Genomic DNA, 24,453 nt, shown 5'->3' on the forward strand with positions numbered 1-24,453 from the left:
TCCGCTTACGATTTGAGCGCGCGCGCCACGATGTTGCGCTGAATTTGATTGGTGCCGCCGAAGATCTGGAACATCTTGGCTTCGCGGTAATGACGCTGCATCGCGTATTCGGCGGAGTAGCCATTGGCACCCATGATCTGGATGCCGTCGGTCGCGACCTGCACGTACGTGTCCGACGCGAAGTACTTCGCCTGCGACGACTCCACGTCGCAGCTGTCGCCTTCGTCGAGCAGCTTCGCCGCCCGAAACGCCATCAGGCGAGCGGCATCCACGCGCGTCTGCATATCGGCGAGCAGATGCGACACGGCCTGGAAATCGATGATCGACTGTCCGAACTGTTTGCGGTCGTTCGCATACCAGCGCGCAAGATCGATCGCCGCCTGTGCGCCGCCCACGCACATCGCCGACAACGCGATGCGCTCCTTCGACAGCACCGTGGTGAGCTTCTTCCAACCCACGTGCAGGCCGCCCACGATCATTTCATTCGGGACACGCACCCCGTCGTACACCACTTCGCAGGTCCGGATAGCGTGGCCGCCGAGCAAATCGATCGGATTTATGGTCAGTCCCCTGGATTCCTTCGGTACGAGGAAGAGGCTGATCCCGTCGTGCTTCTTCGCTTCCGGATTGGTGCGCACCGCGGTCAGAATGTAGTCGGCCTGCAGCGCGCCGGAAATCCACATCTTGGTGCCGTCGAGAATGAAGTCGTTTCCGTCGGCCACGCCGCGCGTCGTCAGTGAGGCGGCATCCGAGCCGGAGCCGTTTTCGCTCAATGCGAAGGCAAGAAAGGCACGCCCTTCGGCTAGCTTCGGCAACACCACGGCCTTGATGTCGTCCGGAGCGAAGCGCGCCAGCGCGCCGCCCACCATGTTCACGTTGGCATTCCAGAAGCGCGCGAGCGCGATGGTGTGATACGCGACGACCTCCAGATAAGCGGCCATGTCGAGATAGCCGCCGACGCCGCCGTACGCTTCGGGCAGCGTGATGCCGAACCAGCCCTGTTCGGCGGCCATCTTCACGAGTTCCTGTGGGAAGCGCTTCTCTTCGTCGCACTGACGAACGTATTCCGGCGATGCATGGCGCGTCAGCACCCGATTCACCGAATCTCGAAATTCGAATTGATCGGCATTCAGATACGGTTTCAGGTCGCGCCGGTTGACCAGATTGCTTGCGTATTCGGGATTCACTCTGTCTCCTCCTCGTCCGATCAGGACGCCTTGCGTTGAGCCATGTCTTGTTCGGCGTGGCCGAGCGGGATTGCACGCAACATCTCCGAACGCGACTTCGCCCCCGTCATCAGGAACGCAAGATCCGAGCCGCTGAGAATGAAACGCGCGCCTTTTTGCACGTAGGCGGTCATCAGTGCCTCGTCGTACACCCCGCCGACGCCCGGCACCTTGCCGTGCCGGTGACATGCGGCGCACACCGCGTCGACGGCGGCCGCTACACGCATATGGCCGAGTTGTCCAGTGATGCCGAGATCCGCCGCAAGATCGGTCGCGCCGACCAGCAGCACGTCGATGCCGGGCACCGCCGCGATCGCGTCGACGTTCTCGAGCCCTTCGCGGGTCTCGATCATCGCCACGACCAGCACCTCTTCGTTGATCGCGCGAACCACATCGGCGATCGGCAGAGCCTGGAAGCCGACCTGCGGCAACATGCCGGGGATCGACCGCCCGCCGGCAGGCGGGAAGCGGCACATATCGGCGATCCGCGCGGCCTGTTCGGGCGTACTCACGTGCGGCACCACGATGCCCATCGCGCCGGTATCGAGCAGTCGAGTGGCGTGGAACGGCTCGTGCCCCGGCACGCGGATGATCGGCGTCACACCGCCCACCAGAGCGGCGGCGCAAATCTGTGCGGCCGTGTCGACGTCCATCGAATTGTGTTCCATATCGATGAACAGCCAGTCGAAGCCCGCCGTCTGCGCGATCTGCGCGATGTCGACGGTGCGGGCCTGGCGCAGCCCCATGCCGAGTGCCAGTTCACCCGCGGCGAGTTGCGCTTTCGCGTGATTCTTGATGGTTCTCATGAGGGATTCCATTCAGGCGGTGCCGTCGAGCGGCTCGTCGTTCGCCAGTTCGAGGTTGATGAATTTGGTGTCCATGTAGTCGCGGATCGCGTTCGGTCCGCCTTCGCGTCCGAACCCGCTGTCCTTGCTGCCGCCGAATGGCGTCTCCGCCGTCGACGCCACGAACGTGTTCACGCCGACCACGCCGGCCTGCAAGCGCTCCGTGGTTTCCAGCGTGTTGCGCATCGAGCGCGTGAAGACATACGCCGCGAGCGCGAACGGCAGCCGGTTCGCCTCGGTGATGACCTCGTCCATCGTCGCGAACGGGGTGAGGGTCCCGACCGGGCCGAACGGCTCGTCGTTCATCAGGCCGATGTGCGAAGCGGGGTTGGCGACGAGCGTCGGCTCGTAGAACCAGCCGCGACCGAATTGCGAGGGGCGCCGGCCACCGCATAGCACGCTGGCGCCTTCACTCACGGCTTCATCGACCAGACGTTCGATCGCGTCGCGACGCTTCGACGTGGTTAGCGGACCGAGATCGGTGTCCTGCTGCAACGGATCGCCGACGCGAAGCGCTTTGGAGCGCTCGACCAGCGCCTTCACGGTCTTGTCGAAGATCGATTCGTGGATGTAAAAACGTGTCGGCGACGCACAGGCCTGGCCCGCATTGCGGAACTTGCCGAGTGACGCGAGGTGCGCAAAGGCGCCGATGTCGGCGTCGCGATGCACGATCACGGGCGCATGGCCGCCAAGTTCCATCGTGACCTTTTTGAGGGTCTTCGCGGACATTTCGACGATCTGACGGCCGACAGGCACCGAGCCGGTGAAGCTGATCTTCGCCACGCGCGGGTCGGCCATGATCGTCGGCGTAATTGAGTCGGCTTTGCCGATCACCAGATTGACCGCGCCCTCGGGAAACCCGGCATCGACGAAACAGCGCACCAGTGCCATCGTCGCCCCGGCCGCTTCGTTCGACGGCCGGATCACGACCGCGTTGCCGGCAGCCAGCGCCGGGCCGATCTTGCGGGCCAGCAGTAGCAGCGGAAAATTCCACGGCGTAAAAGCGGCGACCACCCCGAGCGGCTCGTAATGCACCAGATACCGTCCGCCCTTGACGCGACTTTCGTAAGACATACCGAACACCCGGCGCGCTTCATCGGCGAACCAGTCGATCGACTCAGCGGAAGCATTCGCTTCCCCGCTGGCCTGTGCGATCGGCTTGCCTGTTTCGAGCGCGACGATTCGCGCGAGCTGCGGCACGCGTTCGCGGACGATCGCCGCAGCCCGGCGCAGCAGCGCTGAGCGCTCCCACGGCGTGAGCTTGCGCATTGCGGCTGAGGCGTCGGACGCGGCGTCGATGGCCTCGGTGACCTGTGCCTGCGTGGCCAGCGGCAGATAGCCCAGCCGCTGTTCCGTCGCCGGATTGATCGAAAGCTGGCAGTTGTCAGCCGTCGCGGCTTGCCAGCGGCCTCCGAGCAGCAAGCCGTGCTCGCGGTAGTGCGCCTCTAATTCCATTTGCTTCCTCCTGACAGGTATCGCGGATGTTCGCGGCTTTGTAGGTGCTTTCCCGGGGACTCCTTTGCATGCACTCTTTTTCTTATATCAACATCTTGACATCTAAGTGTCAACACTTTTAGAGTTTGTGTCAGCGAAATATGATTCATCGCATGCACTTTCAGTAACCGAGGTTCACAAGAAGAACGCCACCGGCGCCGCCGAATGCGTCATCCACCATTTGCTTTCCATGGAGCGAGACGAAAATGAGTTCGTATTCCCGTCGTACCTTTCTTCAAACGCTCGGGGCCGCCACGGTGGCGGCGATGGGGACTGGCGCCTTGCCGTCGCTCACTCGGGCGCAGAGCGCGCAGTTCAAGCTGAAGTACGCGAACAACCTCGCGCTGTCCCATCCGCTCAACGTTCGCGCGAAAGAAGCCGCGGACGCCATCCAGAAGGAATCTGGCGGCCGTGTCGAGTTGCAGATTTTCCCGAACGGTCAGATGGGCACGGATACCGACATGCTGTCGCAGGTTCGATCGGGCGCCATCGACTTCCTGACCCAAGGTGGCGTGGTGCTGTCGACGCTCGTGCCAGTCTCGGCGATCAACGGCATCGGCTTCGCGTTCAAGGATTACAACCAGGTATGGGCAGCAATGGACGGCGAGCTCGGGAGCCACATCCGCACGGCGATCTCGAAGGTCGGGCTCGTCGCGATGGAGAAACCGTGGGACAACGGCTTTCGCCATCTCACGAGCTCGGTCAAGCCGGTGCAAAGCCCGGCCGACCTTAAAGGCTTAAAGATTCGCGTGCCGGTCAGTCCCCTTTGGACCTCGATGTTCAAGGCGCTCGACGCCTCGCCCACCAGCATCAACTTCAGCGAGGCGTATTCGGCGCTGCAAACCAAGGTCGTTGATGCAGAAGAAAACCCCCTCGCGCTGATCGAAACCGGACGCTTCTATGAAGTCCAGAAGTTCTGCTCGTTGACCGGCCATATCTGGGACGGCTTCTGGTTTCTCGGCAACGCGCGGTCGTGGGGCAAGCTGCCGCCTGACTTGCAGACGATCGTGGCGAAACACCTGAATGCGGCCGCAGTGGCTGAACGCGCGGACGTCGCCGCACTGAGCACATCGCTGATCGGGAAGTTGCAGTCACACGGCATGGCGTTCAACAAGCCCGACATCCAGCCATTCCGCGCCTCGCTGCAAAAGGCCGGTTTCTACGACCAGTGGCGCAAGAAGTACGGCGATGAAGCTTGGGCGTTGCTCGAGAAGTACACGCAGAAGCTCGCATGAGCACGGACCACCGAAGAGTTTCTGGAGAACGAGTCATGACTTCCCGAGTTCATCCCGAGCAGGTGTTCGCCCACGACATGGGCGCGCCGAAGCAACGACATGCGGCATCGAAGGTCGTGCGCGTCGGCAGCGCACTGGAACTGGCCATCAAGTGGATCACCGAAGTGCCCGCTGCGCTGCTGCTAGTGGCCGAAGTGGTGCTGCTGCTCACCAACGTTTTCTGCCGCTACGTGCTGCAGGATCCATTGATCTGGGGAGACGAACTCGCGTCGATCCTGTTCATCTGGCTGTCGATGCTGGGCGCAGTGGTGGCGTTGCGGCGCGGCGAACATCTGCGGCTGACGATGTTGGTTGCCAGAATGTCCCCGCAAAACCGCGCGTTTGCGGAAACGCTTGGAAATTTCATCGTGATGACCTTCGTGCTGCTGCTGGTGCGGCCGGCAACCGACTGGGCGATGAACGAATGGATCATCAGCACGCCGGCGCTCGATCTGCCGAATGCCATCCCCGCAGCCGCGATTCCCGTGGCGGCTGTGCTGATGCTCGTGCTCGCCGTTACGCGGTTGCTCGAGCGCTCGTCACTGCGCGATTGCGTGAAGGCGTTCGCGCTGGTGGCCGGGGTCGCAATTGCGCTCTATTTCGCACGGCAAGCGCTCGCGCCACTGACCGCGGTCAGCATGATCCTTTTTTTCGCCGTCGGCGTAGTCACGATCATCTGTCTCGGTGTGCCGATCATGGTCGCCTTCGGGGTGTGCACGTTTGCTTATCTCGCAACCGTCACCGGCGCACCGTTGACGATCGTCGTGAGCACCATGAATCAGGGGATGTCCAGCCTGATCCTGCTCGCCGTCCCGCTGTTCATCCTGCTCGGCGCGCTCATGGAAGCGATGGGGCTTGCCGAAGCGATGATCCGTTTCCTCGCTTCGCTGATCGGGCACAAGCGTGGCGGCCTCGCCTATGTGCTGATCGGCGCCATGTACCTCGTCTCCGGCATCTCCGGCTCGAAGGTGGCGGACATGGCTGCGCTCGCGCCGGGCCTGTTCCCGGAAATGAAAAAGCGCGGCGCGAATGAAGGCGACCTCGTCGCAATGCTCAGTTCGGCGGCGGCCATGTCGGAAACCATTCCGCCCAGCCTCGTGCTGATCACGATTGGGTCGGTAACCGGCGTTTCGATTGCCGCGCTGTTCACAGGCGGCTTCATGCCGGCCGTGGTCGGCGCGGTAGCACTCGCGGCAGTCGTCTGGTTCAGAAGCCGCGGGGAAATCCTGCAAGGCGTGCAACGGGCCTCCCGGGCCCAGGTCGGCCGCGCATTCCTGATTTCGCTGCCTGCGCTCGCGCTGCCCTTCGTGATCCGCGCGGCCGTGGTGGAAGGCATCGCGACCGCGACGGAGGTGGCGACAATCGGCGTGGCTTACACCTGTGTGGTGGGTTTGCTACTGTATCGCCGTTTCGACTGGAGCCGGCTCTATCCTATTCTGGTGGAAGCGGCGTCGCTGTCTGGCGCGATTCTGATCATCATCGGGTGTGCAACCGCGATGGGATGGGCGCTCACGCAGTCAGGCTTCTCCGCGCAACTCGCCAAGTTGATGATGGCTGCGCCTGGGGGCAAGCTCGGCTTCCTGGCGATCTCCGCGATTACGTTCGTGATGCTCGGCAGCTTTCTGGAAGGAATTCCGGCAATCGTACTGTTCGGGCCGCTCCTGTTCCCGATCGCGCGTGCGATGGGCATCGCGGACGTGCACTACGCAATGGTCGTGGTGTTCGCGATGGGACTGGGCCTGTTCGCCCCCCCGCTTGGCCTTGGCTTTTATGCGGCGTGCGCGGTCAGCAAGGTCGACCCGTCCACCGCGATGCGCCGCGTTTGGCCGTATCTGGGGGCTTTGGCGGTGGCCCTCATCGTGATAGTGCTGGTTCCGTGGGTATCGACGGGTTTTCTGCAAGCAAAATAATGGTATCGAATGACACAGAAAGGGCAATCAACATGAAAAACGCGTTTAACAGTGAACCGAACGGCAAGGGGAACGCGCGCGCGCCCGAGGTAATCGCGTCGAAGCTCGACGACATTCGCGAACAGGTGCGCGCCATGATCCAGCGGGGGGACTTGCGCCCCGGCGAACGTGTGAATGAGCAGGCGCTCGCAAACCAGATCGGCGTCGGCCGCAATTCGGCGCGCGAGGCCCTGCGCTCGCTCGAACAGGCGGGGCTCGTGCGAATCGTCCCCAATCGGGGCGCCGAAGTACGGCGGCTGTCGCTCGAAGAGGCGATGGATCTCTATGAGATTCGAGCAGGGCTCGCACGCACGGCGGGACGTCTCGCCGCTCTGCGTCTGACCACCGACGAGGAGCAGTCGCTGAGCCTTCTCGTTGACAAGATGGACTCCGCCGTAGCCGAGCGCAACAGCCCTCTGTATCAGACTCTGAACACCGAGTTCCACCGTCAACTCATGGCAGCGACCAAGAATCCGCGGCTGATCACGATCAACCAGGCTGTCGCAGATGAACTGACGCTCTATATTCACAAAGGCGTGTATTCGTTCACGCAGATGCAGCGTTCCGCGAAAGAACACCGCGAGCTTTTCGAGGCGCTGCGCGCGGGCCAAGCCGACGCGGCTGCGGAGGCTTTCGAGAATCACGTGCAGACGGGCAAGAAACGCATGCTCGACACCGTGTCCACGAGCACGTCCGAACGTTAATGAAGTGGAGCAGCCTGTTGAAAACCATCGTCTTTCTGGACCGCGCGACGCTGTCGGCCGATCTACCCGATTTTCCGTTTTCGCATCGCTGGGTCGAATATCCATCTACGGCGCCGGAACATGTGCTGGAGCGTTGCCGCGATGCGCAGATCGTCGTGACCAACAAGGTTCCACTGTCGGGCGAAGTGCTCGAGCAGTTGCCGAAACTGGAACTGATCGGCGTGCCGGCCGCGGGCGTTAATCATCTGGATATGGAAGCATGCCGCCAACGGAGCATCGAAGTAGTCGCATGTCCGGGCTATTCGACGATCTCCGTGCCGGAGCACGCGTTCGCACTAATGCTCGCGCTGCGCCGCAACCTGATTCCTTACTGGAAGGACGTCTATGCTGGAGGCTGGAGCGGGTCACCCACTTTTTACGCTGAACTGCATCCGATCGCGGATCTGCACGGGTCGACGCTCGGCATCGTCGGTGCCGGTCACGGTGGAAAGCGACTCGCCGAACTGGCCGGCGCGTTCGGCATGCGTGTGCTCTTCGCCGAACGCAAGCACGCCAGGGCGGTGCGCGAAGGCTACGCTGCATTCGCCGAGGTGCTGCGCGAGGCGGATGTAATCAGCCTGCACTGCCCGCTTACCGATGAAACGCGACATCTCTTCGGTCTCGCCGAATTCGAGCGAATGAAGCGCAGCGCGTCGCTCGTGAACGCCGCGCGCGGCGGCATCGTCGACGAGGGGGCGCTGATCGAGGCGCTCGACCGCAAGCTGATCGCGAACGCCGCGCTCGACGTCCTCGAGCAGGAGCCGCCAGCGATCGGTCATCCGCTGTTGACCAGCGCGCGCACGGATCTGATTGTGACTCCACATGTCGCATGGCGGACTCAGGTGGCGATGCAGCGACTCGTTACACAGCTCGCGCACGGCATCGAACAGCATTACGCGCGGCGCTGAGAGCGAAATTCGACGAGATAGTGTTGCGCCGTTTCAAGCTCCCTGACAGCAACATTGCAATAAGCAGCTGCGGCAGAACCCGGCGATGAGCCTCTATGGATTTGAGTGCTGCGAATCAGCGGGAACCGGTCGAGTGTTGTGAATCGGCTGCGCGTTAGCCGCATGGTGAGTTCGGAGATGGAGCCGCCAGCCTCCGCCACCGAATTCGTCGCCTTTGGTGTGAATACCATGTCTCTTGCAGGATTGGCGAGCCCTTGAGTAGGGCGCATGCTTTCTCCGCTGAAGCCTGCATGGTCCGAAGGTCAATGCAAGAATCGAAAAACTCATCGGCAGAGAAACTTTATATGTTTTTAACCTAGTGCTTATGTGAAAAACTTGGTTTGAGGCGCGAGATCGAATCAATACACTCCGTCTCCCTGACTATTCCAAATATTATTCGGGGAAACAATGAAGCTACAAGCCACTCGCGCGCTCATTGCTGTCGTCGCGGCAGCACCAACCTTTGCATGGGCCACCAACGGCTATTTTTCCAACGGCTACGGCGTCGCATCACAGGGCATGGCCGGCGTCGGCATCGGCTTTCCGCAGGACGCCCTTGCCGCTGCGGCCAATCCCGCAGGTATTGCCTTCGTTGGTAACCGCATCGATGGCGGCATCAGTCTCTTCCTGCCAGATCGTGGCGCCAACGTGTCCGGCAACCGTTACGGTGCTAACGGCGACTACGACGGCAACAATCGCTCGATCTTCGTGCTGCCCGAATTCGGCGTTACATATCAGTTTCTGCCGAACGTGTATGCGGGCCTTGCACTGTACGCGAACGGGGGGCTCGACACCGGCTACGCCCATAATCCCTATCAAGCGTTCGGTGCCACGGGGTCAGCAGGCGTGGATCTCGAACAGATGTTCCTCTCGCCGACAATTGCTTACAAACTGCTCGACCGGCACGCGTTCGGCATCGGCCTGAACGTCGCGTTTCAACGCTTTACGGCAAGCGGGCTGCAGCCGTTCACTGGCATGTCGGTCGCGCCCGGCAACGTAACCGATCAGGGTGCCGACACTTCGGTCGGGGTTGGCGTGCATCTTGGCTATACCGGGGAGATTACGCCGACACTGACCGTCGGCGTGACGTGGGCATCGAAGATTCATGGCCGTTTCGACAAATACAAAGGTCTCTTCGCGGACGGCGGCTCATTCGACATCCCGGAGAACTACGGTGTCGGGTTTTCCTGGAAGGTTACGCCGGCATGGACGGTGGCGGCCGACTTTCAGCGCATTATGTATGGCAACGTGAATTCGATCGCGAATCCGCTCGCCAACCTGTTTGCAGGCAATGCGTTGGGATCGTCCGACGGCCCAGGCTTTGGCTGGCGCAATACGAACGTGATCAAGATCGGCACGAGCTATGATGTATCGAGCCATCTCACGCTCCGCGCAGGCTACAGTCATTCGAGCCAGCCGGTGGCTAGCACGGAAACATTCCTGAATATCCTCGCACCGGGTGTTGTGCAGGATCAGGCGACCTTGGGCGCCACGTGGAAGCCCGATGCGAAAACATCATTCGGCCTCTTCTATGGACATGCGTTCAAGAACACGGTGAACGGCGACAACTCGATTCCCGCAGCCTTCGGTGGAGGCAATGCGAATGTTCACCTGTCCGAAGACGTGGTGGGCGTCTCGCTCGGCAAGCAATTCTGAGCCTCGCCATTGCGGGCGCCGGCGCGCCCGCGAGCCGGTGCTGGTTTGCGCGGCCGGTTGCAGCCCGCGACTTGCTTCGGCGCGGCTCTCGCTAACGGCGCATGAGCGGCGCCTTGCTGGGGAAATCATGATATCCGCGCCGACAATGAGTTTGCATTCGACGGCAGTCTGTTTCGGCGGCTCAATGACCGAAGTTCATCCAGATCGAGCCGTTTCGACATGAAAGGGCGAATCTCCAAGACGGGTCCGACACCGGCAGTTCGCACCGTGTGACAAACGGAGTTTGACGCGGCCGCTTCTCAGCTCCATCCAGTTGGCACAGGTCGGTCGTCCGCCGCGTTGTGACAAATTTAATGTCGCGACGGTAACGGTGCTCTTGTGCTCGGCGATGAGCCGATAGACTGTATCCCCAAGTACGGTCTCGTGCTCTAGCACCGGGTCTGAAATGTCGCGCAGTACCGGCTCGTACGCTTGCAGCAAGCCGTAGCCAAGCTCGTTGAGTTCCCTGGGCAGCACGTTCGCATGCTCGTTTGCGCTCTTCATTTGCAGGCCCGCGTACTGCGACGGCAGCGCCGCGAGACTGAACAGATCCCCATCGGTGTTGAAGCCGAACTTCGACACCATATCGAGGCCGATACGCGAGGCCTCCTGCAAATCCGACGCAGCGCGGCGGCCAGACCGTGACCCGCCTCATGCACCGCGATGCGCTTGCGCTCGTCTTCGGTAAGCGCGTTCGGCGACCGTCCGGTTTGACGCATTTAACGCGTCAAAAAAGCTTGCATTTCGCGTGTGAAAAACTATCTTTGGTTAACAAAATGATTCTTCGCCTGGCACCGGAGGAGACCCATGCCGGCAACACGTATGATGATTGCGCGTCGTGCTGGCGTGAGCGTCGCCACGGTCGATCGTGTGCTGCGCGACGATCAAGGGGTTCGCCCCGAAACAGCCGAGCGCGTGCATCTCGCACTGGCCACTTTGCGTGACGATCGCGCGAGTCGCGGCCGGCCTGCGAAAGCCACGTCATTCCGGGTCGCCTTCGTCTTGCCGCAAATCAACTCCCGCTTTCTCGATCAGGTCGAGCGCGATATCGCACTGTCGGCCAGCTTTTTTCGCGAGCATCGCCTTGTCCCCTCGTTTTACCGTTGCGACCTGTCCAGCCAGCGCGACGCAATCTCACTCGGGCAGCAACTGATCGACTACGACGCGCTCGTGCTCGTGCCGCTCGATTACCCCTGGGTCGAGCGGATGATTCAGGACTTGACGGATGCCAACGTGCCCGCCGTCACGGTCTTCTCGGATTTGCCGTCGAGTGCGCGCGCGGCGTACGTGGGTGTCGATAACCGCATTGCCGGACGAACGGCGGGGCTGCTGATGGGCCGCTTCGTCGGTTCGCGCATCGGCACGGTCGCCGTGTTGTCGGCGTCGTCGCGTCTGCACGATCAGCTCGAGCGTCGCACGGGTTTTTCCCAGGTGCTTGAAGAGGACTTTCGCAACCTGCGCTGGCTCACGGAGCCCGATTTCGCCGAGGACGACGACAGCGCCGGTCTTGCTGTGCAAGGACTGATGGCGGGACATCCGGATCTGGTCGGCGTGTATGTGACGGGCGGCGGCATTTCCGGCATCGCGTCGACGCTGCAGGAATCGGGTGACAAGACGCGCGTCGTGCTGATCGGCCACGAGTGCACGGCCGACACTCGGGCGCAACTGTCGGAGCGGGCGATCGACGTCATCCTCGATCAGGATGTGCGCGGCATCGTCCATTGCGCGGGGCTCGCCGCCATCAATTTACTGAACGACGTGCGCGGCGTGCTCGCCATTCCGACGCCCGAAACCCGTATTTATCTTCGTGAGAATGCGCATGCCTGAAGCTCGCGACACGCGGACGGCTCGCTGAGTCTGCCAGTGCTCTAAATACAGCGTCCGGCGCATGGGCGCTGTCTGTCATCAGGTTGGAGACCCGACGGAGACAAGGAGAAGAGACATGTTACGTCTTACGACAGCAAGGGTAATCGCGGCGCTGCTGGCGTCACTGGGGCTGAGCTTCGGATCGGCGGCGCACGCGCAGGGCAAGCAGTTGACGTTATGTTGGGCCGCATGGGACCCCGCCAATGCACTCGTCGAATTGTCGAAAGACTTTACGGCGAAAACCGGCATTGCGATGAAATTCGAGTTCGTGCCGTGGACGAGCTACGCGGACCGCTTTATCAATGAACTCAATTCGCACGGAAAACTTTGCGACCTCATCATCGGAGATAGTCAGTGGATTGGCGGTGCCGCGGTCAATGGGCACTACGTGAAGCTTAATGACTTCTTCGACAAGAACAAGATTTCGATGAACGATTTCGTGCCGGCGACCGTCGTCGGCTACTCGGAATGGCCAAAGAACACGCCGAATTATTGGGCGCTGCCCGCAATGGCGGACGCCGTCGGCTGGACGTATCGCAAGGACTGGTTTGCAAGGCCCGAACTGCGCGCGGAGTTCAAACAGAAGTACAAGCGCGAACTCGAACCGCCCACTACGATGGATGAGCTCAAGCAGACAGCCGAGTTCTTTCAGGGCCGAAAGATCGACGGCAAAACCGTGTATGGCGTGTATATCTTCACAGAGCGCGGTTCGGAAGGGATCACGATGGGCGCGACCAACATGCTCTATAACTTTGGCTTTGAATACGAGGACCCGAAGAAGCCTTATCGCCTGGACGGCTTCGTGAATTCACCAGGCGCCATCAAGGGGCTCGAATTCTACAAGGCGCTTTACAAATGTTGCACGGCCCCGGGCATGACGAACGCCTATATGCAGGAAGGGCTCGACGCGTTCAAGTCTGGCCAGGTCGCGATGCAGATGAACTGGTTTGCCTTCTTCCCCGGACTGTACAAGGACCCGAATGTCGGCGGCGACAAGATCGGCTTCTTCGTCAATCCCAAAGAAACGAAACAGTTCACACAGCTCGGCGGGCAAGGCATTTCCGTCGTGTCGTACTCAGACCACAAGGCTGACGCGCTCGAATACATCAAGTGGTTTGCGCAGCCCGATGTGCAGAAGAAGTGGTGGCAACTCGGCGGCTACTCGGCTGCGAAGTCAGTGGTAGATGCGCCGGACTTTCCGAAGAGCGCGCCATTTGCGCCTGCATTCCTGAAGTCGATGGCGATCGTCAAAGACTTCTGGGCCGAGCCCGCGTATGCCGAGCTGCTGCTCGACATGCAAAAGCGCGTGCACGACTATGTGGTTGCCGATAAAGGCACCTCGAAGGAAGCGCTCGATCTGCTCGTCAAGGACTGGAACAAGGTCTTCAAGGCTGAAGGGAAGAACTAGCGTTATTGCACATGAACACGCGGACCGGCAAGCCGATCAATCTTGTCGGTCAGCGACAACAAGGAGTCAGGCATGTTGGCAAACAAGCCTTTTCCTCCGGAAGGGTTGCAGACGAAAGCGCAGACGCGCGCTGCCGCGCGCCTGCGCGGGCTGTCGGACCGGACTATCGCGTGGCTGTTCATTCTTCCGACTATCGTGCTGCTGCTCGCCATCAACATCTTTCCGTTGATCTGGGCATTGCGGTTGTCGTTCACGAACTTCAAGTCGAACATGCCGAGCGTGCCTGCGCGCAATGTCGGCATCGACAATTACACGGACATACTCACCGACGAAGACATCTGGTACGCCATGCAGGTGACGGCGCGCTTCGTGTTCTGGTCGGTCGGGCTCGAAGTGCTCCTCGGTTTCGGGCTCGCGCTGCTGATCAACCGGCAGTTCCGCGGCCATAGCTTCTGGACCACGCTGATTCTGCTGCCGATGATGCTTTCGCCCGCTGTGGTCGGCAACTTCTGGACCTTCCTGCTGCAACCGCAAACGGGACTTTTCAACGACATCGTCAGCTTTTTCACGGGCATTGCGCCAAACTCGTTTCAGATGATCGGCGACGTGCCGCTCGCGCCGTGGACCATCGTGATGGTCGATACGTGGATGTGGACGCCGTACGTGATGCTGATCTGTCTCGCGGGATTGCGTTCGATTCCGGACTACATCTACGAAGCGGCCGAAGTGGACCGTGCTTCGCCGTGGCGGCAATTCTGGTCGATCACCTTGCCGATGACCCTGCCGTTCCTGATGCTTGCGATCCTCTTTCGCGGTATCGAGAACTTCAAGATGTTCGACATGGTGAACCTGCTGACATCAGGCGGCCCGGGCTCCGTAACGGAAACTGTGTCGATCACGCTCAAGCGCGCTGCGTTCGAGAAGTGGCAGACGGGGTACTCGTCCGCACTGGCGATCATCCTGTTCGTGGTGGTCTTCGGCGCGGCGAATATCTATGTGAAGGCACTCAACCGGGTGAAACAGCGATGACAGACCTTGCGCTTCAACAGTCGGTGGTGGCGGCATCGCCGCGCAGCAAGACGTTCGCCGCCTTCATCGTTATCGCCTACGCACTGATTGCGGCCCTGCCGATCGTATGGATCATCCTGACGAGCTTCAAGACGCAGGAAGACGCGGTTGCCTATCCGCCCGTCGTGGTTTTCCACCCGTCGATGGAGGGCTATGTGAATCTGTTCACCATCCGCTCGCGGCAGACGCCCGAGTTCATCGCGAGCTTGCCAGCCGCTCAAACCTGGTATGACCGCGATGTGCGCAAGCGCAATATGGTGATTGCGGGGCCGTCGAAGGTCTTGCCGCGCTTCGTCAATTCGCTCGTGATTGGCTTCGGCTCGACCTTCCTTGCGGTTTTTCTCGGCACGCTCGCAGCCTATGCGTTCTCGCGTTTCAGGATCCCGCTTGCCGACGACTTGCTGTTCTTCATTCTGTCGACGCGGATGATGCCGCCCATCGCCGTCGCGATTCCCATCTTTCTGATGTATCGCGCTCTCGGCCTCTCCGATAGCTACCTCGGCATGATCGTGCTCTATACGGCTGTGAACGTGTCGCTCGCGGTGTGGCTGCTCAAAGGATTCATGGACGAAATCCCGCGCGAATATGAGGAAGCAGCCCTCGTCGACGGATATACGCGGTTGCAGGCTTTCGTCAAGGTCGTGCTGCCCCAGGCGATCACGGGCATTGCCGCGACGGCCATTTTCTGTCTGATCTTTGCATGGAACGAGTACGCGTTCGCATTGCTGCTGACGAGCGGCGATGCACAGACGATGCCGCCGTTCATTCCGTTCATCATCGGCGAAGGCGGACAGGACTGGCCGGCCGTCGCGGCCGCCACGACGCTGTTCGTTCTGCCCATCCTGATCTTTACTGTCGTACTGCGCAAGCATCTGTTGCGCGGGATCACCTTTGGAGCAGTGCGCAAATGAAAGCCCAACCTGCCATGCCGCGCCGCCGCCTGTTCCGACGGCGTTACTGTGAGGGCGCATCGACCGTGCTTATCGGCCTCGGCATTGCGATGCTCGTCCAGCCATTCACGGTCGATCTCTACACCTGGTCGTTTCCCGTGATTCTGGTGGGCGCGCTGGCTTTCGTCGTCACCAGTCACTTCCCGGAGTGAGCCATGTCGACGATCGTTCTCTCCAACCTTCATAAACGCTTCGGCGCCTTCACTGCGGTGCACGATACGAATCTCACCGTGAGCAATGGCCGCTTCGTCGTGCTGCTGGGACCGTCCGGCTGTGGCAAAACGACGACGTTGCGCATGATTGCCGGGCTCGAACTGCCGACCTCAGGCCAGATTTTGATCGACGGCGAAGATGTGACGGGATTGCGGGCGCGTCAACGCGACATTGCGTTTGTGTTCCAGATGTTCGCGCTCTATCCCCATATGACTGTGCGGAACAACATCGCCTTTCCGCTGAAGAACGAAGGCATTTCGCGCCGCGAGATTGCGGCTCGTGTCGATGCGGCCGCGCATATGCTGCGCATCGAAAGTCTGCTGGACCGAAAGACGGGTGGGCTGTCGGGCGGCGATCGTCAACGCGTCGCGTTGGGCCGCGCGATTGTCCGGCACCCGAAGGCTTTTCTGATGGACGAGCCGCTGGGCACGCTCGACGCGGATTTCCGCGAACTGATGTGCCTTGAGTTGCGCAAGCTGCACAATGCGCTCCACGCGACGACGGTCTACGTGACGCACGACCAACGGGAAGCGATGGCGATGGCCGACGACATCGTTGTGATGAGCGGCGGCGAGGTGCTGCAATCCGCGTCGCCGCATGAGGTCTATCACTTCCCAGCGACCGTGTTCGTGGGGAGCTTTATCGGCAGCCCCCCGATGAATTTTCTGGCCGTGGACGGCGGCGTCGAAGCGGGCGTGGAATCGGTCTCGCTCCGCGGTGTGGCCGTGTCGGTGCCGCGCACTGTTGCATCCGCCGCGAAAGCGCTGCTTGGCGTGCGGCCCGAGCACGTCGTGATCGACGAGCACAGTGCGTTGCGTGGACGCGTGATTGCCGACGAGTATCTCGGCTCGCATCAGATTCTGGTCGTCGAAACGGCGCTCGGCGTGGTGCGCGTGCGGGTCGGCAAGAACGAAGGAAGAGCGGCGGGAGCGCAGGTCGGGTTGTCGTTTCACAAGGAGCGCACGCTGATGTACGACGCATCCAGCGGCGTGCTGCTGCCCGGCGCTGTGCGGCAGATGGCCGTCAACGGACGCAGCAACGGAGGCGCTTATGTCTGAGATTCGCCTGCATGGGGTGACGAAGCGATTTGGCGATATCGTCGCGGTGGATGATGTGTCGTTCGACGTGAAAGAGGGCGAGTTCGTCGTGTTGCTCGGGCCGAGCGGCGCGGGCAAGACCACCACGTTGCGGCTCATCGCTGGTCTCGAACGCCCCGACGAAGGCGAGATATTCATCGACGGTGCCGCCGCGAAGGACATGCATCCGGCGGACCGAGACGTCGCCTTCGTCTTTCAGCAGTATTCGCTGTACCCGCATCTGACGGTGTTTGGCAACCTGGCGTTTCCACTGCGCTCCCCGCGGCGGCGCGTGAGCGAGGCGGAAGTCACCGCGCGCGTGCAGATGGTCGCGCAGATGCTGCACATCGAGTCGAAACTTGGCAATCTGGCGACGCATCTATCGGGCGGCGAGATGCAGCGGGTCGCCATCGGACGCGCGCTAGTGCGTCAGCCCAAGGTGTTTCTGATGGATGAGCCGCTGTCGTCGCTCGATGCGAAGTTGCGCGAGGAGATGCGAATCGAACTGAAGCGTCTGCATCGCACGATCGGCGCGACGATCATCTACGTGACGCACGATCAGGTCGAAGCGACCACGCTTGCGGATCGCATCGGCATACTCGAGCACGGACGCATCGTGCAGATTGGTGCGCCGCGCGATGTGTATGGCAATCCCGCTTCACTTGGCGCTGCGCAACGTCTCGGCTCGCCGCCCATCAATCTGCTGCCACCCATGTTGTTCGATCTTTCCACGATGCCGGCCGGCACGTCGACGGTCGCGATCCGGCCTGAAGACATCGTGCTGCACGCGCCTGATACGCGCGACGTGATCAATCTTCGCGTGCTTGAATATTCCCCGCTGCGACATCTGCTGATCATGGAGCGCGACGGCACCGCCATCGTCGCGACGACCATGACCGAGCGCAATTTCACGCCTGGGCAAACAGTCGGCGTGTCGCTGCCTCCGCGCAGCCTTCTCTATTTCCGCTCCGACGGCAGGAGGATTCCGGCATGAACGGGAAAACGGTCATGGCGTGCATCGAGGCCGCGCACGCGACGCTAAAGAAACACACGGATGAGATCGCCGCGCTCGATCAGCAGATTGGCGATGGCGATCATATCTTCAACCTGTTGCGGGGCGTCGATGCGCTGTTTGCGATGCGCGCCGATATCGAGGCCGAGGCGTTTGCGCCCGCGCTGGAACAGGCCGCTTCCAAATTGCTGTCGACCGTGGGCGGTTCGTCGGGACCGCTGTTTTTTTCGTTGCTGCATGGCATGGCAAAGGCCGCGCAGAACGTGGACACAATCAGCGTGGAGGACGCGGCGCGGATCTTCGCCGCCGGTGTCAACGCCGTAGCCCAACGCGGCAAAGCCGGCATCGGCAGCAAGACGATGATGGACGTGCTCATCCCCGTCTCGTCACGCTTCGTGGAACTAGCCGAAGATAGTGCGGCGCCCGAAGCCGTGCTCGACGCGCTGCCGCTGACGGCCGAAGAGGGCATGCGCGCGACGCGCGACATGCTCGCGACCAAGGGGCGCGCTTCGTTTCTCGGCGAGCGTGCGCGCGGGCACATCGATCCCGGCGCACGGTCGAGCCAGTTGATGATCAGTGCGATATGCGCGCGGCTCGCGCAAGACAGAGAGTGAAAGGAGCGCAGACCATGAAAAAATTTATCAACCATGTCGACGACTTTCTAACTGAGAGTCTTACTGGATTCGCCGCCGCGCATGGTGATCTCGTCGTGCTCGACAACGATCCTGTGTTCGTGCGGCGCAATACGCTGAAGCCAGGCAAGGTTGCGCTCGTCTCGGGCGGCGGCTCGGGACACGAGCCTTTGCATATCGGCTTCGTCGGGTACGGGATGCTGGATGCCGCGTGCCCCGGCCAGGTATTCACTTCGCCGACGCCCGATCAGATGATGGCAGCCGCCAAGGCCGTCGATACGGGCGCGGGAACGCTCTTCATCGTGAAGAACTATTCCGGCGATCTGATGAACTTCGAAATGGCGTCCGAGATGTCGGAGTTGCCGAATGCGATGGTGTTGATCAACGACGATGTCGCCGTCGAAAACTCCAGTTATACAACGGGGCGGCGCGGCGTCGCGGGTGCCGTGATCGTCGAGAAACTGGTGGGCAGTCTCGCCGAGAGCGGCGCCAATCTCGAACAATGCAAGGCGTTCGGCGACCGGATCAACAAGCGTACGGCGTCGATGGGCGTCGCGTTTTCCAGTTGCACGGTGCCCGCGGCGGGCACGCTGACGTTCAAGATCGGCGACGATGAAATCGAGGTCGGCGTTGGCATTCATGGCGAGCCAGGGCGGCGCCGCGCGCGCTTTGCCACAGCCGATGCGATCGCGGCAGAGCTGCTGACGGCGATCATCGCCGATTTGAAGCCGGGGAACGGCTCCGAGTTGCTGGTCTTGATCAATGGACTGGGCGGAACGCCGCTCGGGGAACTGTATCTGTTGTTCAATTCAACACGCTCGTGGCTGCACCAGCGCGGTCTCGCGGTCGCGCGCGTGCAGGTCGGATCGCTTACGACGTCGCTGGAAATGGCCGGCGCGTCGATCACCTTGTGCGTGCTGGACGACGAAATGAAGCGGCATTGGGATAGCCCGGTGCATACGCCATCGCTCAGATGGGGAATGTAGCCTGTCGCCACTTGGCCGTCAGATTTGCGCAGGCGGCGGCAGCGGAACCGCGCGCGGGCCGCGAGCAGGGACATCGGTTTGAAATTTCTGTCACGCTAGCGCAACAAGGCGGACCGAGCCGGCTGCAGGTTGCGTTGAAAATCGATGAGCCAGGCAAACTGCTGCGGGCTTTGGAAGAAATGCAGAGCCAGTGCCCGCAATTCCCGGTTTGAGAAAAGCTCGATGAGTTCGGGGACCCTCAAGCCCCCGTGAAAGCCGCCGTCGTACTAGAGCCGCACCCAAAGGCCGATGAGCGTCCCGAATCGGTCTACCAATCGCAGCAGTTCGAGCGGCCGGTTTTCGAATCTCACCGGCCGTGCGGCCAGTTCAGGACTGCAGGCGCGACGAACACCGTGCCGTCCCGCGACGCGGCGTTGATGGTTGGTGGCACGCTCCGCGACGAACAGCTAGCTGCAACGGCGGTTCGGTGATCGTGTGCGGCCGAGGGGCGAGAGCGATCCCGTCGTGCATCAGTGTCCTGAGCAGCGACTTCGCGCCGGGCCTCGAGCTGCGGCGACTAGTGAAGACGAGTCAGATGTGAATGCCACCCGCCACTTCTATGCGCTGCGCGTTTACCCAACCAAAGTCATCCGATAAAAGACCGGCAATCACTGGCCCTACATCCGACGGCAGTCCCGCTCGGCCCAGAGCGGTATGGTCGGCGACGGCCTTGTTGACCTGCGGATTGTCCCGTACGACGCCACCACTGAAGTCCGTCGCGATCGCGCCTGGCGCTACGACGTTGACCGCGATCCGGCGCGGCGCGAGTTCAAGGGCCATATAGCGCGTCAGCGCTTCAACGGCTGCCTTCATCGGCCCGTAGATCGCCCGCCCAGGGAACGCGAAACGTGCCAGCCCCGAGGAAATGTTCACAATCCGTCCGCCGTCGTTAATAAGCGGCAACAGCTTTTGGGTCAACAGGAATGGTCCTTTGAAATGCACCGCGAACTGAGCGTCAAGCTCCGCTTCGGTGCCCGCTGCGAACGTAGCCGCTGAAGACGTCCCTGCATTGTTCACCAGATAATCGAAGCGTTGCGCGCCCAACTTCCCGAGTGCTTCTCGCAGATGTGTGACGAAATCATCAAATGCGCTTCCATCGCCCACGTTCAACTGGAGGGCAAACGCCTGTCCGCCCGCTTCGGCAACCGTCGCACAGACCCTCTCTGCCTCGACGCGATTTGAGTGATAAGTGAACACCGAGCGGACGCCACGACTCGCGAGGCGCAGAACTGTGTCGCGGCCGATCCCGCGACTGCCTCCTGTGACGACCGCGATTTTTGAAGTCGGGTGACGATCCCTGTCTGTTTCCATTTGGCACCTGGCGGTAAGTTGGAAAACCTCAATTCTCCGGGCGGAGCCGCGAGCAGTTAATACCCGAACCTACCAAAATCTTGCCTGATCCTGCTCCGCTCACTAAGCTTGATCGACGCGCATTCTCCATACAGGGCAGCTATGTCGAACGAACTGGCCGTTGCACTGCTTCGTTATATCGAAACGCAAACAGGAACAAGCCCATACCGCACGGCCGTGGACGGGCTTCTGATTCTGCGCTCCGATCACCCCAAACCGCCGACATTTCTCCTGGCGCGCCCAGCACTGTGCATCGTTGCACAGGGTGCCAAATGGGCCAGCTTCGGTGGCGCGAAACTGGAGTACCGGGCCGGACAGGCGCTGGTGGTCGGCGTTGAGACTCCGTCGCAGGGCCGAGTGTTCGAAGCAAGTCCGGACAATCCTTGCCTGGTTCTGGTTCTGGAACTCGACCTGATGATCATGCGCGCCGTTGCAAGGGAGATGTCGTCGCCCCCTGTGGCGGCAGGAGACGCAAGCCGCGGCGTGTTCGTTGCGGACTTCGATGGCCCGCTGGCCGATTGCGCGGTGCGGGTCGTCCGCTTGCTGGATACCCCGGACGCAGTCAGAATTCTGTACCCGCTGCTCATGCGGGAGATTTGTTATTGGTTGCTAAGAGGTCCGAAAGGCGCCGAAATAGCAAAGCTGGCGTCGACCGGGAATGCCTCGCACGGCGTTCTGCGCGCGATGGAAAATATAAGAGCTCAATTTTCGCAGCCAGTGCGAGTGGAAGATCTGGCTGAAATTGCCCAACTAAGTCCGTCGGCATTCCACCGGCAATTCAAGGCGTTGACCGGACTTCCCCCTCTCCAATATCAGAAGCAATTGCGCCTACTGGAGGCTCGCAGGCTGCTGCTCTCACAGTCGATGAGCGTCCAGGCCGCCTCATTTGAGGTGGGATATGAGAGCCCCTCGCAATTCAGTCGGGAATACGCGCGGATGTTTGGCGCACCACCCAAACGAGACAAAGAGGACTCGACCAATGTGAAGACAATGCGCGATGCTGCTTGAGCTACCCCGGGAGTTCGAGGTTCGCACTTTATGGGCCCGCGCATCGCAACGTAGCCGTGGTCACATCGGCTCTACGACATGAACGGCAGTTACAGTCCCGGCAGGATCTCCAGCAATACCGCGTGGACCGCCGCGCCCTACAGAGGTTTGCGGACGCAGGTCACCGCCTACAAGCAGTGCCCGAAACACGCCATCAATTCACCCCATGTGGATTCGAGATTCTGAGCCGCCAGCCACCATCGGGGCCCTTCTCCATGACTTGGGTCGCAGTCCCGTGTTCTACGTGCTTCTGGCCGTCGGGTCGCGGGATGCTGAGGGTCCAGTCCAGCAGAACGAGCGCAATCTCGCCGCTCGACAGTACGAGGCGCACGGTATTTCGAACATGCGGTCGCATCGCTAGCAACTCCGCAAGCGACCGACGTAGGTCGCCTGGGTTTTCCACGAGGTCACCGTTCGTCATTCGCATTGTGGCGTTATTGCTGAATAGGCGGAGCACTGCATCGAGATCGTTGGCGTTCATCGCCGTATCGAAGGCGGCCGGGACGTCCGCAGGCGCGTTGCACACTACAGACTTGTCTTCAATCGCAGCGACAAAATTTGCGATGTGTTGCGCAACCTCCGCTGGTGATTCGAGTGGCGACAGGTGCCCGATGCCGGGAAGGATGTGCATCGCCGCATGCGGAACGCGAGGCAACAGTTCAGCCTGTAACGTGGCGACCCGATCCACCTGATCCCGCTCTCCCGAGATGACGATGGTCGGCACGACGATGGACGTCACCGCTGCGGAGATATCTTCGCGCATCGCGATCTCGGGCCACGCAGCCTTCGCTTGCGGTGCGGCCTTCAGGCTGTCTTCGATGACCTGTTCGCGGCACGCGGCATCGAGCGGTCTCGCGGTGAGGACGTTGTCGATCACGAACTCGACCGATTCGCGTGACTGGTAAGCGCCCGACAATGTCACGCGTTCCTCCTCGGAGAGAAGCATGGGCGAGGGCGGCGACGGCGCGACCAGCACCAGACCTTCGAGTCCCTCAGGCCGACGCGAAGCAATGAGTTGCGCGACCTTGCCGCCCATCGAATGACCGACAAGCACGAAGCGCTTCAAACCCAGCGCCTCGATCACGCCCTCGGCGTCGTTCGCCAGATCCTCGATACGGTAGCCATGCGCGGGTGCATCGGAGTCGCCCCAGCCGCGATGGTCCGTGGCCACGATGCGGTATCGGTCCGGCAGCGCCTGCGCTACCTTGTCCCATGTGCGCGACGATCCGCCATAGTAGTGCAGGAAGACCAGCGCAAGCTCTCCGCTGCCTCGCTGCGTGACGTGAATCCGTGTACCGTTCGTTTCGATGTCCATTTCCTACTCCTCGCTGGTTGGAAGGAGCATCGTAGAGTCGTGCATGTGATTTGATAATTGCTCGAATTTTGGCGACAGTCGATAATCCTGATATCGAATCAGGTGACGATATGGATCGACTGACCAGTCTTGGCGTGTTCGTTGTGGCCGTGGAAGAAGGCAGCTTCGCGGCTGCCGCGCGGCGTTTCGGGCTTTCGCCCGCGATGGCGGGCAAGCATGTAAGTGAGATCGAGGCACGGCTGAATGTGCGACTGCTTCAACGCACGACGCGGCGGCTGAGCCTGACGGACCCGGGCCAGGCTTACTACGAGCGTTGCAAGCAAATTCTCGAGACGTACGCCGAAGCCAATCGGGAGGCTAGCGATTCACACGGCACGGCCAGGGGCGTTCTGCGCGTCGCCGCGCCCGTCACGTTCGGTGCGATGCATCTCGGACAAGTCGTTGCGCGCTACGTCGAGGACCATCCGCAGGCGAATGTCGAGGTCGTGCTCGGGGATCGTTATGTCGATCTGCTCGATGCGGGCATCGACGTCGCTATCCGGATCGGGCGACTGGAGAATCCGGCGCTGGTAACACGCCGGGTCGCCCCTTGCCGGATGGTTATATGCGCATCGCGCGCGTACGTCGATCGGCATGGAACACCGCGCAAGCCGCGGGATCTGCTTCAGGCGCCCAGACTCGCGTTCAGCGAAGCGGTATCCGCCGGGGACTGGACGTTGTTCGATGCGAAGGGGCGTGCACATATTATCGAAGGACCCGTGCGGGTGTCGGCCAACAACATGCAGATGCTGCTGTCGGCCGCGCTCGCGGGCGCCGGTATTGTGTACGGCCCGACATTCGTCTTTGGGGAGCATCTGCGCAATGGGGAACTCGTCGCGCTGCTGCCGGCATACCGCGCCACCGAGCTGGTAGTGCAGACGGTCTATCCGAGCGCTCACCGGATACCGTTCAAAGTGCGGCGGTTCGTCGATTATCTTGCCGAAGCGTTCGGCAATGATCCGCCCTGGGATGATTGGAGCCAGGGAAAGACCGCCAGAAACTGAATTTGAGGTTTGGCGTTTCTCGAACCAGATTTGACCTTTTGAGTCCGGCCAAGAGCTGCTGTCCGCGCTTTCCGGAAAGTCGACACCCCCGCGGCCGCTTCGGTCCTGCCATCTGCCCGTGGACCAGCGAGCGTCGACCGGCTGTAACCGTTAAGCGTTGTTCGACGCCTGCCCATGTCTGCTGCCGCGTGAGTAAGCGACGGCGTATGCGGGCAGGCGTTGGACAACGCTCGAGGGAGGAAACCGCGGGGTGTACCGAGGCGGTTATGGGGATT

Annotated in this window: 21 protein-coding genes and 1 pseudogene; 16 read left to right on the top strand and 6 right to left on the bottom strand. The window is 61.3% G+C overall.

Going from position 1 to position 24,453, the window contains the following annotated elements; all coding sequences use genetic code 11:
- Positions 1–5: 5 nt before the first annotated feature.
- Genes VSR82_RS36540 through VSR82_RS36550 form a run of 3 tightly spaced genes read right to left on the bottom strand, consistent with a single transcriptional unit; the run spans position 6 to position 3,526 of the window.
- On the bottom strand, positions 6–1,187 hold the full coding sequence (locus VSR82_RS36540; RefSeq protein WP_429456778.1) for an acyl-CoA dehydrogenase family protein: 1,182 nt from the start codon (positions 1,185–1,187) through the stop codon (positions 6–8).
- 20 nt (positions 1,188–1,207) lie between these two features.
- Complete coding sequence (locus VSR82_RS36545) at positions 1,208–2,032, bottom strand: HpcH/HpaI aldolase family protein (protein ID WP_429456776.1); 825 nt, start codon at positions 2,030–2,032, stop codon at positions 1,208–1,210.
- 12 nt (positions 2,033–2,044) lie between these two features.
- Positions 2,045–3,526 (bottom strand): NAD-dependent succinate-semialdehyde dehydrogenase, encoded by a 1,482-nt coding sequence (locus VSR82_RS36550; RefSeq protein WP_498858599.1) that lies wholly within the window; start codon positions 3,524–3,526, stop codon positions 2,045–2,047.
- Positions 3,527–3,771: 245 nt separating this feature from the next.
- Here VSR82_RS36550 and VSR82_RS36555 point away from each other — a divergent pair, with 245 nt between their 5' ends.
- The 5 genes from VSR82_RS36555 (at position 3,772) to VSR82_RS36575 (ending at position 10,134) form a co-directional block, all read left to right on the top strand.
- On the top strand, positions 3,772–4,800 hold the full coding sequence (locus VSR82_RS36555; RefSeq protein WP_368582065.1) for a TRAP transporter substrate-binding protein: 1,029 nt from the start codon (positions 3,772–3,774) through the stop codon (positions 4,798–4,800).
- Positions 4,801–4,877: 77 nt separating this feature from the next.
- The gene (locus tag VSR82_RS36560; protein ID WP_498858602.1) at positions 4,878–6,749 is read left to right on the top strand and encodes a TRAP transporter large permease; all 1,872 of its coding nucleotides are present in this window, start codon (positions 4,878–4,880) and stop codon (positions 6,747–6,749) included.
- On the top strand, positions 6,716–7,492 hold the full coding sequence (locus VSR82_RS36565) for a GntR family transcriptional regulator (RefSeq protein ID WP_498858600.1): 777 nt from the start codon (positions 6,716–6,718) through the stop codon (positions 7,490–7,492). The genes VSR82_RS36560 and VSR82_RS36565 overlap by 34 nt, the downstream gene beginning before the upstream one ends.
- A gap of 17 nt (positions 7,493–7,509) precedes the next feature.
- Positions 7,510–8,439 (top strand): D-2-hydroxyacid dehydrogenase, encoded by a 930-nt coding sequence (locus VSR82_RS36570; RefSeq protein ID WP_429456771.1) that lies wholly within the window; start codon positions 7,510–7,512, stop codon positions 8,437–8,439.
- A gap of 447 nt (positions 8,440–8,886) precedes the next feature.
- The gene (locus VSR82_RS36575) at positions 8,887–10,134 is read left to right on the top strand and encodes an OmpP1/FadL family transporter (RefSeq protein ID WP_368582069.1); all 1,248 of its coding nucleotides are present in this window, start codon (positions 8,887–8,889) and stop codon (positions 10,132–10,134) included.
- Positions 10,135–10,494: 360 nt separating this feature from the next.
- On the opposite strand, the pseudogene VSR82_RS36580 reads toward VSR82_RS36575, so the two are convergent.
- Positions 10,495–10,803: pseudogene (locus VSR82_RS36580) on the bottom strand (cell division protein); the annotation flags it as partial.
- A 177-nt stretch (positions 10,804–10,980) separates the two neighbouring features.
- Here VSR82_RS36580 and VSR82_RS36585 point away from each other — a divergent pair.
- From VSR82_RS36585 to dhaK, 9 genes are all read left to right on the top strand, one after another.
- Complete coding sequence (locus VSR82_RS36585) at positions 10,981–12,000, top strand: LacI family DNA-binding transcriptional regulator (protein ID WP_498858601.1); 1,020 nt, start codon at positions 10,981–10,983, stop codon at positions 11,998–12,000.
- Positions 12,001–12,115: 115 nt separating this feature from the next.
- Complete coding sequence (locus VSR82_RS36590; RefSeq protein ID WP_152767291.1) at positions 12,116–13,447, top strand: ABC transporter substrate-binding protein; 1,332 nt, start codon at positions 12,116–12,118, stop codon at positions 13,445–13,447.
- Between the two features lie 72 nt (positions 13,448–13,519).
- Positions 13,520–14,476 (top strand): carbohydrate ABC transporter permease, encoded by a 957-nt coding sequence (locus tag VSR82_RS36595; RefSeq protein ID WP_368582071.1) that lies wholly within the window; start codon positions 13,520–13,522, stop codon positions 14,474–14,476.
- Positions 14,473–15,426, top strand: coding sequence for a carbohydrate ABC transporter permease (locus tag VSR82_RS36600; protein WP_429456766.1), 954 nt, complete (start codon positions 14,473–14,475; stop codon positions 15,424–15,426). The genes VSR82_RS36595 and VSR82_RS36600 overlap by 4 nt, the downstream gene beginning before the upstream one ends.
- On the top strand, positions 15,423–15,617 hold the full coding sequence (locus tag VSR82_RS36605) for a hypothetical protein (RefSeq protein ID WP_013094038.1): 195 nt from the start codon (positions 15,423–15,425) through the stop codon (positions 15,615–15,617). The genes VSR82_RS36600 and VSR82_RS36605 overlap by 4 nt, the downstream gene beginning before the upstream one ends.
- A gap of 3 nt (positions 15,618–15,620) precedes the next feature.
- Positions 15,621–16,736, top strand: a complete 1,116-nt coding sequence (locus VSR82_RS36610) for an ABC transporter ATP-binding protein (RefSeq protein ID WP_429456764.1) — start codon at positions 15,621–15,623, stop codon at positions 16,734–16,736.
- Complete coding sequence (locus VSR82_RS36615; RefSeq protein WP_410850432.1) at positions 16,729–17,748, top strand: ABC transporter ATP-binding protein; 1,020 nt, start codon at positions 16,729–16,731, stop codon at positions 17,746–17,748. The genes VSR82_RS36610 and VSR82_RS36615 overlap by 8 nt, the downstream gene beginning before the upstream one ends.
- Entirely contained in the window at positions 17,745–18,380 is a 636-nt protein-coding gene (gene dhaL, locus VSR82_RS36620; RefSeq protein ID WP_429456762.1) for a dihydroxyacetone kinase subunit DhaL, read from the top strand. Before VSR82_RS36615 ends, dhaL begins: the two co-directional genes overlap by 4 nt.
- A gap of 14 nt (positions 18,381–18,394) precedes the next feature.
- Positions 18,395–19,384, top strand: a complete 990-nt coding sequence (gene dhaK, locus VSR82_RS36625; RefSeq protein ID WP_152767297.1) for a dihydroxyacetone kinase subunit DhaK — start codon at positions 18,395–18,397, stop codon at positions 19,382–19,384.
- Positions 19,385–19,954: 570 nt separating this feature from the next.
- Here dhaK and VSR82_RS36630 read toward each other — a convergent pair.
- Positions 19,955–20,734 (bottom strand): SDR family NAD(P)-dependent oxidoreductase, encoded by a 780-nt coding sequence (locus tag VSR82_RS36630; protein ID WP_368582077.1) that lies wholly within the window; start codon positions 20,732–20,734, stop codon positions 19,955–19,957.
- A 141-nt stretch (positions 20,735–20,875) separates the two neighbouring features.
- On the opposite strand from VSR82_RS36630, the gene VSR82_RS36635 reads away from it, so the two are divergent.
- Complete coding sequence (locus VSR82_RS36635) at positions 20,876–21,781, top strand: AraC family transcriptional regulator (RefSeq protein WP_429456759.1); 906 nt, start codon at positions 20,876–20,878, stop codon at positions 21,779–21,781.
- 193 nt (positions 21,782–21,974) lie between these two features.
- On the opposite strand, the gene VSR82_RS36640 is transcribed toward VSR82_RS36635, so the two are convergent.
- Positions 21,975–23,135, bottom strand: coding sequence for an alpha/beta fold hydrolase (locus tag VSR82_RS36640; RefSeq protein ID WP_429456757.1), 1,161 nt, complete (start codon positions 23,133–23,135; stop codon positions 21,975–21,977).
- Between the two features lie 110 nt (positions 23,136–23,245).
- On the opposite strand from VSR82_RS36640, the gene VSR82_RS36645 reads away from it, so the two are divergent.
- The gene (locus tag VSR82_RS36645; protein WP_429456755.1) at positions 23,246–24,178 is read left to right on the top strand and encodes a LysR family transcriptional regulator; all 933 of its coding nucleotides are present in this window, start codon (positions 23,246–23,248) and stop codon (positions 24,176–24,178) included.
- The last annotated feature ends 275 nt before the right edge of the window (positions 24,179–24,453 follow it).

It is taken from the genome of Burkholderia sp. JPY481, from assembly GCF_038900515.1.
Lineage (GTDB): Bacteria > Pseudomonadota > Gammaproteobacteria > Burkholderiales > Burkholderiaceae > Paraburkholderia > Paraburkholderia youngii.

Coding starts and splice junctions, on each gene's coding strand:
- VSR82_RS36545 (WP_429456776.1), bottom strand. CDS start 2,032: ATGAGAACCATCAAGAATCACGCGAAAGCGCAACTCGCCGCGGGTGAA.
- VSR82_RS36550 (WP_498858599.1), bottom strand. CDS start 3,526: ATGGAATTAGAGGCGCACTACCGCGAGCACGGCTTGCTGCTCGGAGGC.
- VSR82_RS36555 (WP_368582065.1), top strand. CDS start 3,772: ATGAGTTCGTATTCCCGTCGTACCTTTCTTCAAACGCTCGGGGCCGCC.
- VSR82_RS36560 (WP_498858602.1), top strand. CDS start 4,878: ATGGGCGCGCCGAAGCAACGACATGCGGCATCGAAGGTCGTGCGCGTC.
- VSR82_RS36575 (WP_368582069.1), top strand. CDS start 8,887: ATGAAGCTACAAGCCACTCGCGCGCTCATTGCTGTCGTCGCGGCAGCA.
- VSR82_RS36585 (WP_498858601.1), top strand. CDS start 10,981: ATGCCGGCAACACGTATGATGATTGCGCGTCGTGCTGGCGTGAGCGTC.
- VSR82_RS36590 (WP_152767291.1), top strand. CDS start 12,116: ATGTTACGTCTTACGACAGCAAGGGTAATCGCGGCGCTGCTGGCGTCA.
- VSR82_RS36595 (WP_368582071.1), top strand. CDS start 13,520: ATGTTGGCAAACAAGCCTTTTCCTCCGGAAGGGTTGCAGACGAAAGCG.
- VSR82_RS36600 (WP_429456766.1), top strand. CDS start 14,473: ATGACAGACCTTGCGCTTCAACAGTCGGTGGTGGCGGCATCGCCGCGC.
- VSR82_RS36605 (WP_013094038.1), top strand. CDS start 15,423: ATGAAAGCCCAACCTGCCATGCCGCGCCGCCGCCTGTTCCGACGGCGT.
- VSR82_RS36610 (WP_429456764.1), top strand. CDS start 15,621: ATGTCGACGATCGTTCTCTCCAACCTTCATAAACGCTTCGGCGCCTTC.
- VSR82_RS36615 (WP_410850432.1), top strand. CDS start 16,729: ATGTCTGAGATTCGCCTGCATGGGGTGACGAAGCGATTTGGCGATATC.
- dhaL (WP_429456762.1), top strand. CDS start 17,745: ATGAACGGGAAAACGGTCATGGCGTGCATCGAGGCCGCGCACGCGACG.
- dhaK (WP_152767297.1), top strand. CDS start 18,395: ATGAAAAAATTTATCAACCATGTCGACGACTTTCTAACTGAGAGTCTT.
- VSR82_RS36630 (WP_368582077.1), bottom strand. CDS start 20,734: ATGGAAACAGACAGGGATCGTCACCCGACTTCAAAAATCGCGGTCGTC.
- VSR82_RS36635 (WP_429456759.1), top strand. CDS start 20,876: ATGTCGAACGAACTGGCCGTTGCACTGCTTCGTTATATCGAAACGCAA.
- VSR82_RS36640 (WP_429456757.1), bottom strand. CDS start 23,135: ATGGACATCGAAACGAACGGTACACGGATTCACGTCACGCAGCGAGGC.
- VSR82_RS36645 (WP_429456755.1), top strand. CDS start 23,246: ATGGATCGACTGACCAGTCTTGGCGTGTTCGTTGTGGCCGTGGAAGAA.